The sequence below is a fragment of the Dorea longicatena genome (assembly GCF_025150085.1).
Taxonomy (GTDB): Bacteria; Bacillota; Clostridia; order Lachnospirales; family Lachnospiraceae; genus Dorea_A; species Dorea_A longicatena.
Map to the genome: position 1 here is coordinate 1,810,080 of NZ_CP102280.1, position 15,281 is coordinate 1,825,360.

Genomic DNA, 15,281 nt, shown 5'->3' on the forward strand with positions numbered 1-15,281 from the left:
CCATTCCTCCTGCGTTATTAACATGACTTATCAGTCTACTTTAGCGAGTCTAATCAAACCGCCTTAAGCATTATACTATACATTTTATCTTGGTTCAATAATATTTTTACAGAAAATACATATGATTTCCTGTATTCTTTACATTAAAGGCGCAACCAGTCTTAACACCTGCCCGGCTACCTTCATAAGAACTCCTCTGTTTCTCACCTCGGTCACTGTCACTTTGTGACATTTTGCCAGGGTATTCTGGAAGTCTTCTTCTACTTTCTGAACCTCCGGATTATCATAAATAAATACTCCGTTTTCAAAATGCAGATAGAGACTCCGGAAATCCAGATTGATACTGCCTACTGTTGCCGTATCATCATCAGATACAAATACTTTCGCATGTACAAATCCAGGTGTATACTCATAGATCTGCACTCCGCCTTCAATCAATTCTTTATAATATGTCTTTGCTACCGCGAATGCATACCATTTATCCGGAATATGCGGCATGATGATGATCACTTCAATACCACTTTTGGCTGCACGTATAAGTGTTGTCAGCATCTCATTATCCAGTATCAGATACGGAGTCATGATATGCACATACTTCTTCGCATGATTCAGGATATGGAAATACACCTCTTCTCCTACGTTCTCATGGTCAAACGGACTGTCCGCATATGGGATCACGTATCCCAGTCTGTCATTCAGTGATTCCGCTTTTTTTGTAAGATATTTTCCATAAGGCTCAACACCACGCATATCTACATCCCACATCTGCAGGAATATCATTGTCAGGCTCTGGACCGCATCTCCTCTTAACAGAACAGCTGTATCTTTCCAGTGACCGAATCGTTCTTTTTCATTGATATATTCATCAGCCAGATTCACACCACCTACATACCCTGTCTGCCCATCGATCACACAGATTTTTCTATGATCGCGGTTATTCTGGATTGTAGACACAAAAGGCCGGATCTTATTGGACATTTTGCACTTGATCCCGAATTTCTGAAGTTTCTTAGGGTAACTGTACGGCAGCAGATCAAATGCACACATTCCATCATACATGAACCTGACTTCTACACCTTCGTTCACTTTCCGTTTCAGGATCTCCAGGATTGTATCCCACATAATTCCTTCCTCTACAATGAAATATTCCATGAAAATGAACTTCTCTGCTTTTTCCAGCTCTTTAATCATAGAAGCAAATTTATCCTCTCCCACCGGGAAATATTCGACTTCCGTATTGCGGTAGGTCGGAAATCCAAGTTGATGTGACAGATAATAAGACAGCTGTGCATTTGCCGATTTGCTTGCCCAGAGTGCCTCTGTAACCTTCTCATCCTGATCCATATAAGGTTCTGTCTCCATACGAAGTGCCGCAAGTCTGTTCTGTACAAATCTCGTCTCCAGCTGCAGATGTACATAGATATAAAATACCGTTCCTATAACCGGAAGTGCCATCACACACAGCATCCAGGTCATTTTAAATGCCGGGTTCCCTTCTGTATTAATGATATATACAAGAACAACGATTTCCATCACGCTCATCGCACTGTATATAAAGGTTGCATACTCTTTCAGATAGTATGGAATTCCTAAGAATACCAGTAACTGTATCAGAATCAATATGACAAAAATCCCGGCACGGCTGAACACCATTTTAAAAAATTTCTTCTTTGCCACCGTCTTTTTGCTTTGTTCTTTCATACTTTTTCTCTCCTTTATCCAGGACCATACAATTCTCACCGGGTTTTTCCGTCCCAGGCTCCCTTCAGGTACTGATACAGCCAGGATATGATACAGTGTATCATATTTTTATTTTCTTCTCAACTTGCAATAATTTATTTTAATTTAATGGAAAAAAGCATATAATATGTGCTATGATAAGGAAAAGAACGGAAAGGAGTCAGATTATCATGGCAAAATGGAGCAAAAAATTATTAGGTCTTGCAGCAATCGGCAGTGCCGCAGCAGGTCTGGTTTATTATTTAAAGAAGTCAAAGAAAAATGAGGACGATGATTTCAACGATGATTTTGAAGACGAAGACTTCGATCTGGATAATGACCTCCAACCGGTTGACCGTGGATATGTCGATCTGAATGCAGCCAAAACAACTACCGAAGAGGACAATGCAGCAGATGACAGTACAGAAGATACCTCTGCGGACAACACAGAAGATACTTCCGAAGATGCTGATGCTAAGGACACTCCGGATACTTCCGAAGACACTGACGAAGACGACGGAGATGACGAGGATTAATCGGTATTTATTACCTTTACTGCAGAAGACATTTCTGTATCCAATAGTCTTTTTGCATACACAAGTATAAAAGAGCAGTATATGATATCAACAGGGTAATCTTTTTATTCTCCCCGTTTGATATTATATACCGCTCTTTTTTCTTTCTAAAATGTTGGAAACACTTTCTATTTTCTCCAGCATTGATTCAGAATTGCCACAGCTTCTTTGATATCTTCTTCTCTCATATTCGCATATCCCAGAAGGATGGTTGCTTTTTCCTTTTCATCTTTGCGAATCCGGTAATCAGAAAGCCCATATACCCGGATATCTGCTTTTTTCGCCTTCTCGATCAGATTTCTTTCTTTTTGTCCGTTTTTAAATGTTAACAGGATATGAACCCCTGCATGTTCCCCCGATATCTCACAGATATCTCCCAGTGGTTTCAAAGCTTCGATCAACACATCATGCCTGTTTTTATATAACGCCCTGGTCTTATTCAGATGGCGTTCATAATATCCTTCTTCAATAAAGTGCTGCACAATCGTCTGATCCACTTTTGATACCGTAGAATTCACAAAGCTTCCCTTCTTCCGATATGCTTTCAGAATATCTTTTGGCAATACCATATAACTCAGACGTATTGCGGGTGCGATGGATTTGGAGAATGTTCCAAGGTAAATGACTTTATCTTCCGCATCATATCCCTGTAATGCCGGAATCGGTTTCCCTTTATAGCGGAATTCACTGTCATAATCATCCTCTATAATATATCTTCCGTCTTTTTCATATGCCCATTTCAAAAGCTCCATTCTTCTTCCTATCGGCATAACAATCCCGGTCGGATACTGATGGGATGGCGTTACATAAGCAATATCAGCTCCCGTACTTTCAAGATCCTGTATTTTCATACCATGTCTGTCCATCGCCACAGGAACCGTCTCATACCCAAGTGTATGGATCACTCTGTATGCCTGTTTATAAGTCGGATCTTCAAATGCGATCATATGTTCTGTTCCGAGGATCATACCAAGCAACATCAGAATATAATCACTCCCCGCGCCGATCAGAACCTGATCCGGTGTACAGTCCACTCCCCGCGCCTGATACAGATAATTACTGATAGCACTCCGGAAACCATATTCGCCCTGCGGATCCCCTGTACGGAATAATTCTGTCCTGTCATCCATCAGGATATCTTTTGACAGTTTTCGCCACACATTATACGGAAAGCTGTTCAGATCAACTCCATTCGGCGTGAAATCATATTGATACACTTTTTTCTTTTCTATTTTCCGTTCGGACTTCTTTTCTTCTTTTTTCAGTTGATATAATTCATCAATCTGAGCCACGAAAAAACCGCGGTATGGGGCAGATTCAATATATCCTTCTGATAATAATTGTTCATATGCCAGTTCAACCGTGCTGCGGCTGACTTCCAGATGCTTTGCCAAAGCCCTGGTAGACGGGAGTTTTTCCCCGTAAGGAATCCTCCCGTTCTGGATATCAGACTTGATATAATCATAAATCTGCTCATACAGCGGCTTCTTCGAACGACTGTCTAGATTTATCGTTAATTCATTCATTTTATTTTTCCATCTTAATCACAGTATCTTTATTAATGTATTCTACTGTTCATTATTTCTTATTTTTTAGGCAGCTTAAATGAACTCTTCAGCGATACGATACGGTTAAATACCAGATTCTCCGGTGTAGAATCTTTCGAATCGATACAGAAATATCCGTTTCTTACAAACTGGAAGCTGTCGCACGGACCTGCTTCGTTAAAGCTGTCTTCTACATAGCACTCCTTTAAAATCTGCAGTGAATTCGGATTCAGATTCAGGGAACCGTCTTCTTTATTATATACACCCTTCTCTTCATCGATCAGATTCTCATATAATCTTACTTCTGCTTTCTTTGCCTGTGGAGCACTTACCCAGTGGATTGTTCCCTTCACTTTACGTCCGGTAAATCCTGTTCCACATTTTGTCTCCGGATCATAAGTACAGTGAACAACCGTTACATTTCCTTCGGCATCCGTCTCGTAACTTACACATTTTACAAAATATGCATGCATCAGACGTACTTCATTGCCAGGGAAAAGACGGAAATACTTCTTCGGTGGCTCGATCATAAAATCATTACGCTCAATATAAAGCTCACGACCAAATGGCACTTTTCTCATACCAAGTTCCGGATTCTCCAGGTTATTCTCTACATCCAGATACTCAACTTCTCCCTCCGGATAGTTATCAATTACCAGTTTGATCGGATCAAGAACTGCCATCATACGAGGCTTCTTCATCTTCAGATCCTCACGGATACAGTACTCAAGCATTGCATAGTCTACAGAGCTCTGGCTCTTGGATACTCCACACATCTCAACAAACATCTTGATAGATTCCGGTGTGAATCCTCTTCTTCTAAGGGCTGCTATTGATACCAGTCGCGGATCATCCCATCCGTCTACGATACCATCCATAACCAGTTTCTTAATGTATCTCTTACCTGTAACGACATTTGTCAGATACAGCTTTGAAAATTCAATCTGTCTCGGTGCCGGATCAAATTCACATTCTTTCACAACCCAGTCATATAATGGTCTGTGGTCTTCAAATTCCAGCGTACAGATAGAATGTGTGATATGTTCGATCGCATCTTCGATTGGATGAGCAAAATCATACATTGGATAGATGCACCATTTATCTCCGGTGTTATGGTGTGTCATATGAGCCACACGGTAGATGATCGGATCACGCATGTTAATATTCGGCGATGCCATATCGATCTTTGCACGTAAGACTTTCTCTCCGTCCTGATACTTGCCGTCTTTCATCTCTTCGAAAAGTCTTAAGTTCTCTTCTACCGAACGGTCACGGTACGGACTGTTCTTTCCAGGCTCTGTCAGCGTTCCACGATATTCACGCATCTCTTCTGCCGTCAGATCACAGACAAATGCTTTTCCCTTCTTAATCAGTTTTACGGCACACTCATACATCTGATCAAAATAGTTAGATGCAAAATAGAGATGATCTCCCCAGTCAGCGCCTAACCATTTTACATCTTCTTTAATAGACTCTACGAATTCCATATCTTCTTTCATCGGATTCGTATCGTCAAATCTCAGATGAAATGTTCCATTATACTTCTTTGCAAGTCCTGAGTTCAAAAGAATAGACTTTGCATGTCCGATATGCAGATATCCGTTTGGTTCCGGTGGGAATCTTGTACATACTTCACTGTACACTCCTTCTGCAAGATCTTTATCTATTTCCTGTTCAATAAAATTTTTGGAAACTGTTGTTTCTTCTCCCATGGTATCCTCCTTAGGTTTTAACTATACATTATGCTCATTATCTTATCATAAAAAATATGATGAAACAAGGGAAGATACTTTATTTTATCCCAATTACCTTTAGCGCAAATGTACGGATTTTAGAACAGACGGATTTTGCCCGGCCTTACAGATCCATCCATTTTCCTTTCCTTACATACAAAAGCATCAGTAGCATTCCCAGAAGCCAGGACGTCGGATAACACATCATCACATGTCCGAGACTTCTTGTCCATGCCATTGTTCCCGCGATCCATATCACACGGAATCCACACAAAGATACCAGAAATACGACCATTGCCTGCATCGTCTTGCCTGTTCCTCGTATCGTTCCTCCCAGCACATGCAGAATTCCAAGCATCCAGTAAAACGGACAGAAATACCTCATAATATATACACCATACTCCACAACCTTCTGGTTCGTCGTAAAGACACCTATCACCTGTGGAGCAAATATCAGCAACATAATCCCGGTTAACACCGAATAGCCAGCCCCCATCACAGTAGATATATACATTCCTTTTCTGACTCTGTCCGGCTTTCTGGCGCCAATATTCTGTCCCGCAAATGTAGTTGCGGCCATACTGATGCTCAATACCGGAAGGATGTTAAATCCATCAATCTTTATATATGCTGCAAATCCGGCCATAACCGTTGCCCCGAAACTATTCACGCTCGTCTGTACGATCAAATTCGAAAGTGAAATTACAATATTCTGGATTCCCGTCGGGATTCCGATACGGATGATTTTGGAAAGCAGATGGTCATAGCAGCGGATTTCCTTAATCTTCAACTTATATACATCTTCACTTCTGATCAGAAATCCCCATATAAAAATGCATGATATCAACTGACTGATATCCGTAGCCAGTGCCGCGCCAACGATTCCAAGTTTCAGTCCGACAACCATGATCAGATCCAGGAATATATTTGAAATCGCTGCGATCATCAGGTATACCAGGGAACGTCTGGAATTGCCCACGGCATTCAGAACACCCGCCGACATATTGTAAACTACCGAAAATAAACTTCCGCCAAAATATACCTGCAGATAGATTACCGACTGTTCAAATACCTTGTCCGGTGTTCCCATCAGGCGCAGCATCGATGGTGTCACTGTAATTCCGATTACAGTCAGAAGCACTCCTGCTACCAGCGCGATCGCCATCGTAGTATGTACGGCCTTCCTCACGCCTTCTGTATTTTTAGCCCCATAAAACTGCGAGATCACAACACCTGCACCAGTCGATGCTCCTATGCAGAAACCGATCAGCAGGTTAATGATCGCACCGCTGGATCCGACTGCTGCCAGTGCGTTACTTCCCACATAGTTGCCGACAATAATCGAATCCACCGTATTATATAACTGTTGAAACAAATTCCCCAGAATCAGCGGGATTGCAAAAAAAAGTATTTCTTTCCAGATCACGCCCTCTGTCATTGTCTTCATTTTTTTCATGTTTCTCTCCCTCTTCTGTCTACCATGTTCTAAATTACTATTCTATTCCTATTTTCATTTTCCGGCAATATGTTTTCTTTATATTTCTTTTGATTTTCTCCCGGTATCACAAAAAAATGTATTGACAAAATCACCTGATTCATTGTATAGTATCAATGTTGCATATCACTTATGCATGCTGCCTTGGCTCAGTCGGTAGAGCGTCGCCTTGGTAAGGCGGAGGTCGGCGGTTCGATTCCGCTAGGCAGCTTAAAAGAAAAGCTCTGTAAATCATGATTGATTTACAGAGTTTTTTATTTTTTTAGTTCTTCTTTTCTTTTGCTTTCATTCTGTTCCTTCCGCTTTAACGATTGCCTTCGGCGTACTATACCACACTTTCTGATATGATCCTGTATCCTTTTTCAAAATTGCCTGCATCAGCCGGCATATTTCCATTACCTGATCTTCCATCTTATTGTCAATCGTTCCATACATTTCACCCGACATAATCTTCTGGTGCATTTCTTCACTGTTATTAATCCCGATGATCACTGGAAGTTTCAGATTTTTTTCTTTGTAATAATCATATACCCCAAGTGCCATATCATCGTTATTGCAGATAACAGCCTCTACGTTCTGTACTGCCTCGTCATCTAATGCCGCAAACTTTTCATAAGCCAGCTCTCTCTTCCATTCAGCCAGGATATTTCCCTTCTGATTCAACGGAAGTTCTGCACCCGTTTCCAGGAATCCGCTTGTTCTGCGGATTGCATCAAAATGTGATTCTTCTCCTTCTACCAGTACATAATCCAGCATTCCATTTCCATTCCAGTCGAGTATTCTGCTTTGTTTTTTCCAGAGATCTTTCAACAGTTCCCCCTGCATCACACCGGCCGCTCTGGCATCCGTTCCTACATACCAGACATTTTTCGATATTTTCAAGTCCTTTTCATCAATCTCCCTGTTAAATAAGATGACTGGTATGTCTGCATCTTTGGCGTCAGTCAGTACACTTGCCGCCGACGCCGGTTCTACAAGATTTACAAGCATCACATCGTAATCCTGAGCATACATCTCCTGCAGCTGTTTTTCCTGACGGCTGCCGATCCCTTCTGCATCATAGATTTCATAAGATACTTTTTTCCCAAGTATTTTCGTCTGTCCTATCTTATCTTCCAGTTCTCTGATATAACTTTCCATAAATGTATCGCTACGGTCATATACTGCAATTCCGACATGTATATACCGGTCTTCTTTTTGCGGCAGTTTCCATGCGATCACAAGTCCGGTCAGAAGAAGGAGCAAAACGATCAGTATGAGGGTGTATTTATCTATCTTGCATTTTTTACCGTGTTTCATCTTCCGATCACCTTGAAAGCAGCGCATCATATTCACCGCTTTCCATCCTTTCTTTATCCAGTCTTACCGGCTTCAGACAAATATTCTTCATATCTTTTGTCTTTCCTTTCTTTTCTAACATCTGCATGCTTTCATAGCCAAGTCTGTATGTATTTTCTACATAAATGAATGGTTTTTCCCCATTTCTCACCTGCTCCAGCACTGCATCTTCTACCGGCAGACGATATTGTTCTTTCTTACTTTTTAAAGTAGCTGCATAATACTTAAACTCACTCTGCATCGTATCTGTCACTGCCAGAAGATTATTTTTCTTATAACCGCCTTCCTTTTTCTCCAGATACATTTCCGGATATACAAGAAGGATCCCTTCAGAGCCATTCTCCATTTCTTCTTTCACAAGTTCATCAAACGCTTTTTCCGTCAGTCTGCTTTTATACCATACATCCAATTTCACATGGTCATCATAAGCCTGGTCCCGTATTCCATCCAACAGGCCATACAGCTCATTCTGACTGTCTTTCGGTAAGATCACCGTAATCCTCGTCTTTTCCTCTGTGTAATTCTGGCCTGCCATCATCTGCATGGATACAAATGCGATCAAAAGAAGTAAAAGGATCAGCAATATATGTTTTTTTCTACCTTGCATCATCGGTTTCCTCCATCTTTGGAATTGTAATGGTCGCTGTCGTTCCTTCATCCAGTTCGCTCGTGATGGTTACGCCATAATCCTCTCCGTAGATCAGCTGGATCCGTTCGTTTACATTCCGCACACCAATCCCCGATCCGCGTTTGCTCGAAATTACTTTGTTGTGCATGATATGATCTATGGTTTCCTGTGTCATTCCAGGTCCGTTATCTGCTACATCAATTCCAATATCTCCATCCCTATCATAGATCCGGATGGTAATCTCTCCGTCCTCATACATTCCCTCCATGCCATGATAAATCGCATTTTCAAGCAGCGGCTGAATGGATAATTTCGGACACAAGTATTTTAACAATGCCGGATCTGCCTCTATCTGAAATTCAAATTTATCCTTAAATCGGATATTCTGAATTGCGAGATAACTGGATGCATGTTCCAATTCTTTCTCCAACGGAATCATATCTTTTCCCTGACTTAGAGAGATACGGAAAAACTTTGCAAGCAGAGATACCATCTTTCCTGCCCCTTCATATTCCTCACTTCGTATCATCCAGATGATCGAGTCCAATGTGTTATACAGAAAATGTGGATTAATCTGAGACTGCAGCAACTTCTTCTCCATCTGCTGACGCTCGCGTTCGTTCCTTCGGATTTCTTCCATCTGTTCCTGCAGCTTATCTGCCATGATATTAAAATGTGCGCTGAGATTTTTCAGTTCTCCGATTCCCTCTTCTTTTGCCTTAATATCATAATTGCCTTTTCCAAATTCCTGCATCGTCTGAAGCAGACGATAAACCGGATCCGTAAAGCTTCTAAAAAGTAAAATATCCAGGAAAATTAATATCACGCCAACTAGCAGCAGAGTAAACCATGCAACATAGTGCAGATTATAACTTTCAAAATCCAGACTGGACATCGAGTTTACGAGTACCACATTCCATCCGGTATATCCAATCTGCTGGCGCTCAATCAGCCATTTTCCTCCGCTTTGCTCTTCTATTTTATAATTCTTGCAGGCCATTGCCTCTTTCACCGTTTTTTCCTGATACATTTCCGAAGCGATCTCTTTTTCAAATGGATGATACAGTAATCGCCGGTTTGTATCCAGAAGGTAACAGTATGCCGATTTTTGACTCTTATAATGCAGCAATACCTCATCTATCGAATCCGTATAATACTCCAGAAGCAGTACTCCGGACTTCATATTGCCATTTTCCACATATTCTATGTAACGGCTGATTTCATAAACGTATCTTGCCTTGTCCGGTTGTACAAGTTTCTTCTCTCCGTAATGAATCGTCTCTATATTCTTTTGTGCATTTTGAAACCAGGCTTCCTGTTTTACCTCTGCTTTATTCCTGTCCGGTAATTTTTCCGAATGCCACAGACTGCTTCCATCTGCATCGTAAATTGCAGCGCTATAAAGCACCTCTGATTCCCGCACCATACGTTGTTCCATTTCTCTTTGAAACATTTCTGTTGCCGTATCATAGGTCCGGATATCCTGATAATAAATCGAGTTGATCAGTTCATTGATATTCTCTATCTCCGCTTCTAAATCCTGGGCCAGCGTTTTTTTCTGTTTTGATACTTTCTCAATAGTATCTCTTTGAAAATATCCCGAAAAATAATGCGAAAACAAAAACATACAGCTTATAATACAGACCGCAATGGAAACAGACATCACGAACGGGAACACAATGCGGATACTTACTTTTTTATCCTTCATCCGCATCTCCCCCCTGTTTTCTGTATTTTACCGGAGACATTCCACAATTTTTCTTAAATACATAGCTGAAATAATTTGGCTCCGGATATCCCACCATATTTCCGATCACCTGACTCTTATAATCTGTCTGTAAAAGCAGTTTTTTCGCCTCTTCCATCCGACGTCCGGTCAGATAGTTCACAAATGTTCCACCTGTTTCCTGTTTGAAGATTTTCGAAAAATACGATGAACTGACATGAAGCTTTCCACACACGGTCTCTACACTTAAGTCAGGATCCGGAAACCTCTCTTCTACGATCTTGCGCGCATGTTCCGCCAGGATGACATTATTATCAATCTGTTTTTTCTGAATCAGCGACCGGATCAGTTCACAGTAATTGACCAGCCAGTGATCCAGCTCTTCCCCTGTACTTAACGAGAGAATCTTCACTGCCATTTTCTTCGTTCCTGCAAATTCCATATCCGATGTGATCTGATATTTTTTGTAAAATCTAGAGAATGAAAATGAAATTTCCAGGATCAGAACCTGATATTCGTTTAACGAATACTGTCTCCTATGAAGCCATGCAAGCAGACTTTCCACCTGACTTTTTAACTCTTCTTCCGTATAATGTGTGATATTTTTCCCTATATTCTCTACTTTTGTATTCCAGTCTTCTTTGACATCCTGCACCGGCATGATGTCATTATAATACGTATAACTTTCTTCTACCGTTACCAGATTGTAATCCAGTGCCTCAAGTGCCTGTTCATACAATGACGGCATATCCTCAATTTTCTCCCTGCTGACACTGATTCCGCAGGAAATCCTGCTTTGGAAAATACGTTCGATCAAAACAACTGCTTCATCAATCGTCCTTGTGATTCTTCCGACATCATGTTTTTTATTACTGCCCAGAATGAATATCTCATTATCACTCATACCAAATTCGTATACACGTGCGATCTTTTCCAATGCCTCTTTTATGGTCTGCTTCACTGCCAGTTCGCTCAGTACATCCTTTTCATCCCCTCTGCCCACTTTCATGGCAACAACCGAATATACTGCATCTGTAAATTCCAGCTTCAGATTATCAATCTGACTTTGCAACTCATTTTTATTCATTTTTTCTGTTACCAGGCGAGTAAAAAACTGTTGCCGCAAAAGCGGAAGGCTCTCCATATAGGCATGTTCCAACCGGGCACGGTTCATTTTTTCATTGTATTCTTTATCGAGTTCTTCGTGCATCTTCATAAGAAGATTCTGCATCTCCTCATAGTTGATGGGTTTCATAATATATTCCGATACCCCATAACTGATTGCGAGTCTTGCATATTCAAAATCATCCCATCCGGAGAATAAGATTACTTTCGTGTTCATATAATCCTCATGGATATGCTTTGCCAGTTCCAGTCCATCCATAAATGGCATCTTAATATCACTGATCACCAGATCCGGATGCACCTCTTCCATCAGTTCCAATGCTTCTTTCCCATTCTGTGCCACTCCGGCCACACGAAATCCAAGTTTTTCCCATTCAATTCCTTTTTTCATTCCATACAGGATCTGCTGTTCATCGTCTGCCAGAATAATACTAAATATCCTCACGGTTCCTCTCCATTTTCCAACTTATTTTTCATGTCTTTCTTCTGTTTCTTCTCAATCAATGTATTTATTTACTGTTGCTTTTGTAACCTGTTAAGTATTCTTAGATTATATAATGTACCTGCGTATACAGCAATAAGGCAAGCCGATTTTAATTTAAAATCCAGCTTGCCTTATGATTATGTATTTCGCCTTTTATGCTTCCTCTCCGGAGCCATTAATCTTAGCCACTACTTTTTTCATAAATTCATCGCTTAATTTATATTTGTTCTTATATACGATGTATGCCAGAATGACTCCGATTGTCGGTACGATACACATCAGTACACGGATAGAATTCTGTGTTGCCAGCGACTGTACTGCATTCGGTACATATCCGGTAAGTTCCAGTACAAATCCGATTGCCAGTGAAGTAAATGCTGCGGTCAGTTTTACGATCAGTGTCTGTAAAGAGAATACCACTCCTTCATTTCTCGTTCCAAGAACATACTCACCATAATCAACAACATCTGCAAGGAATACAGTCGCACATCCAAGTTCCAGACCAGTTCCTGTCTTAACGATCACACCTGCAACTGCTGTCAGCGCAATGTTATTCGGGCATGCAATACCAACGATCAGTAATAAGATCAACCCGATTGGCGGGAGTACACATGCCATCAGGAACGCTTTCTTTCTGGATAACACCTTTGTTACCTTCGGAAAGATCAGAAGTCCGACTACTTCTGCAACCGATGCACTGATCATAAATGCAGATAACATTCCCGCATTATTACATACATAACTGAAGTAATAAGTTGCAACTCCCATGATTGCCTGAATTGCCACGTTATATAAAAGAATCAGTAATACTGCCCATCTTAACTGATCATTCTTCTTAATGACAGTAAAGAGGTCTTTGAATTTCATCTTGTCCTTTTCCTCAACATCATGCTGGATCTTCGGCAGATTGATCACACATACAGCCATTGTAAAAATAAATGTTGCTGCAATGATCAGTGCAAATCTGTGATATCCTGTGTAATCACCACCAAGTCCTTTAATAATCTGCACACCGAAGCCTGCAATGATCAGTGACTGTCCGATACTTGCAAAAATTCTTGGCAATACCGATACTTTTTCACGTTCCTGTGGATCAGAAGTCAGATTCGGAATCACTGACCAGTATGGAATATCCATGATGGTATAAGTCATTCCCCATAAAATATATACAACCGTCGCAAAGACGCAAAGCTTCACACCTGTCAGATGAAAATCTGTAAATACAGTTACAAATACGAACGCATTGATCAGCGTTCCGATTACAAGCCACGGAACAAACTTTCCAAAACGGCTTCTCGTATTATCCACGATCATTCCCATGAACAGATCATTGAACGCATCCCAGATCTTCGCCACGAAGAACATCGTTCCAATAAACGCCGGTGCAACTTTAATGATATCTGTAAAATAGATCATCGAAAATGTTGCGATCATTCCATAAATCAAATCCTTACCCAATGCCCCAAATGCAAATGTATACTTTACTCTTCCGGGAATCTTTCCCTGGTATACTACACTGCTCTTACTGTTATTTCCCATTCCTCTTTACTCCTTCTTACATTTTTCTGCACAGCTCTTTAGCATGAATAAAGTTTAACATTTGGGAATGCATATGAACATTTGATATTCTATTCAAAAAATATGAATTTCTATTTGGTATCTACCGAACCTGCCACCGGCAACTTCTCTTGCATACTTTGATATCTACAGGACCTGCCACTGGCAGCTCCTTACGAATACATGGCAATAAAAACAGGGCAGCCTGCGAAAAGACTGCCCTGCATATAAATTGTATTTCCAACTTATTTAAAAATTTCTATTTTTCATATCCGTTTGGATTCTGTGACTGCCATCTCCATGTATCGGCACACATCTCATCCAGCCCTTTTTCAGCCTTCCAGCCAAGCACTCTTGCTGCCTTGGCAGGATCTGCATAACACATCGCGATATCTCCGGCTCTTCTTGGTTTGATCTCATATGGAATCTCTTTTCCACATGCTTTGCCGAATGCTTTTACCATATCAAGCACGGAATATCCAACACCCGTTCCAAGATTGATCACATCAAGTCCCGGATTGCTGAAGATATAGTTAATTGCTTTTACGTGTCCTTTTGCAAGATCTACTACATGAATGTAGTCACGGACTCCGGTTCCGTCCGGTGTGTCATAGTCATCTCCGAATACGCCGAGTTTTTCAAGCTTTCCTACTGCCACCTGTGAAATATATGGCATCAGGTTGTTCGGGATTCCCTTCGGATCCTCTCCGATACGTCCACTTTCATGTGCTCCTACCGGGTTGAAATAGCGAAGAAGAATAACATTCATATCTGGATTGGCCTTCTGTACATCCGTCATGATCTGTTCCATCATGGATTTTGTCCATCCGTAAGGATTCGTGCACTGTCCCTTCGGACACTCCTCTGTGATCGGCATCTCCTCCGGACTTCCGTATACAGTTGCAGATGAGCTGAATACGATATTCTTAACCCCTGTCTGTTTCATAACATCCATAAGTGTCAGGGTTCCTGTTATATTATTACGGTAATACTCTAATGGCTTCTGTACAGATTCTCCGACTGCCTTCAATGCTGCACAGTGAATCACCGCATCTACACCCTCTTTTTCCATCATTGCCTTCAATGCAGTTTCATCCATTACATCTCCTTCATAAAATGTAATGTGCTTTCCAGAAAGCTCTTCTACTCTCTTTAAAGATTCTTTTGATGAATTGCACAGATTGTCATATACAACAACTTCATATCCTTCATTCAAAAGTTCCAGTGCTGTGTGACTTCCGATATAACCGGCGCCTCCGGTGATTAATATTTTCTTTGTCATTACGATACCTCCTATTTTTACCTTTACTGCATATATCATTATAAGAATCTGTAATTTTCCTGTACATACAAA

General features: G+C 40.9%; 11 protein-coding genes and 1 tRNA gene. 2 read left to right on the top strand and 10 right to left on the bottom strand.

Annotated features, from left to right (window positions below):
* Positions 1 to 138 precede the first annotated feature (138 nt).
* On the bottom strand, positions 139 to 1,701 hold the full coding sequence (cls, locus tag NQ508_RS08645) for a cardiolipin synthase (RefSeq protein WP_006427951.1): 1,563 nt from the start codon (positions 1,699 to 1,701) through the stop codon (positions 139 to 141).
* Positions 1,702 to 1,910: 209 nt separating this feature from the next.
* Between cls and NQ508_RS08650 the strand changes: the two genes are divergently transcribed.
* Positions 1,911 to 2,255: a hypothetical protein gene (locus NQ508_RS08650; RefSeq protein WP_022415994.1), complete on the top strand. Its 345-nt coding sequence runs from the start codon at positions 1,911 to 1,913 to the stop codon at positions 2,253 to 2,255.
* 167 nt (positions 2,256 to 2,422) lie between these two features.
* Here the strand turns inward: NQ508_RS08650 and pdxR are convergent, their stop codons facing one another.
* The 3 genes from pdxR to NQ508_RS08665 form a co-directional block, all read right to left on the bottom strand.
* Positions 2,423 to 3,820 (bottom strand): MocR-like pyridoxine biosynthesis transcription factor PdxR, encoded by a 1,398-nt coding sequence (gene pdxR / locus NQ508_RS08655; protein WP_006427953.1) that lies wholly within the window; start codon positions 3,818 to 3,820, stop codon positions 2,423 to 2,425.
* Between the two features lie 59 nt (positions 3,821 to 3,879).
* Positions 3,880 to 5,553 carry a glutamine--tRNA ligase/YqeY domain fusion protein gene (locus NQ508_RS08660; protein WP_006427954.1) on the bottom strand — a complete coding sequence of 558 codons (1,674 nt, stop codon included), beginning with the start codon at positions 5,551 to 5,553 and terminating at the stop codon, positions 3,880 to 3,882.
* A 145-nt stretch (positions 5,554 to 5,698) separates the two neighbouring features.
* Positions 5,699 to 7,030 carry an MATE family efflux transporter gene (locus NQ508_RS08665; RefSeq protein ID WP_006427955.1) on the bottom strand — a complete coding sequence of 444 codons (1,332 nt, stop codon included), beginning with the start codon at positions 7,028 to 7,030 and terminating at the stop codon, positions 5,699 to 5,701.
* Positions 7,031 to 7,207: 177 nt separating this feature from the next.
* Here NQ508_RS08665 and NQ508_RS08670 point away from each other — a divergent pair.
* Positions 7,208 to 7,280 (top strand) — tRNA-Thr (locus NQ508_RS08670).
* Positions 7,281 to 7,354: 74 nt separating this feature from the next.
* Here the strand turns inward: NQ508_RS08670 and NQ508_RS08675 are convergent.
* From NQ508_RS08675 to galE, 6 genes are all read right to left on the bottom strand, one after another.
* Positions 7,355 to 8,368, bottom strand: a complete 1,014-nt coding sequence (locus NQ508_RS08675; RefSeq protein ID WP_155115991.1) for a galactose ABC transporter substrate-binding protein — start codon at positions 8,366 to 8,368, stop codon at positions 7,355 to 7,357.
* Positions 8,369 to 8,375: 7 nt separating this feature from the next.
* Complete coding sequence (locus tag NQ508_RS08680) at positions 8,376 to 9,017, bottom strand: hypothetical protein (protein WP_006427957.1); 642 nt, start codon at positions 9,015 to 9,017, stop codon at positions 8,376 to 8,378.
* The gene (locus tag NQ508_RS08685) at positions 9,004 to 10,743 is read right to left on the bottom strand and encodes a cache domain-containing sensor histidine kinase (RefSeq protein WP_006427958.1); all 1,740 of its coding nucleotides are present in this window, start codon (positions 10,741 to 10,743) and stop codon (positions 9,004 to 9,006) included. The genes NQ508_RS08680 and NQ508_RS08685 overlap by 14 nt, the downstream gene beginning before the upstream one ends.
* Positions 10,733 to 12,331 (bottom strand): response regulator transcription factor, encoded by a 1,599-nt coding sequence (locus tag NQ508_RS08690; RefSeq protein ID WP_080543143.1) that lies wholly within the window; start codon positions 12,329 to 12,331, stop codon positions 10,733 to 10,735. Before NQ508_RS08690 ends, NQ508_RS08685 begins: the two co-directional genes overlap by 11 nt.
* Before the next feature lie 192 nt (positions 12,332 to 12,523).
* Positions 12,524 to 13,909 (bottom strand): melibiose:sodium transporter MelB, encoded by a 1,386-nt coding sequence (melB, locus tag NQ508_RS08695; protein ID WP_006427960.1) that lies wholly within the window; start codon positions 13,907 to 13,909, stop codon positions 12,524 to 12,526.
* A 277-nt stretch (positions 13,910 to 14,186) separates the two neighbouring features.
* On the bottom strand, positions 14,187 to 15,209 hold the full coding sequence (galE, locus tag NQ508_RS08700) for a UDP-glucose 4-epimerase GalE (protein ID WP_055193641.1): 1,023 nt from the start codon (positions 15,207 to 15,209) through the stop codon (positions 14,187 to 14,189).
* Positions 15,210 to 15,281 lie beyond the last annotated feature (72 nt).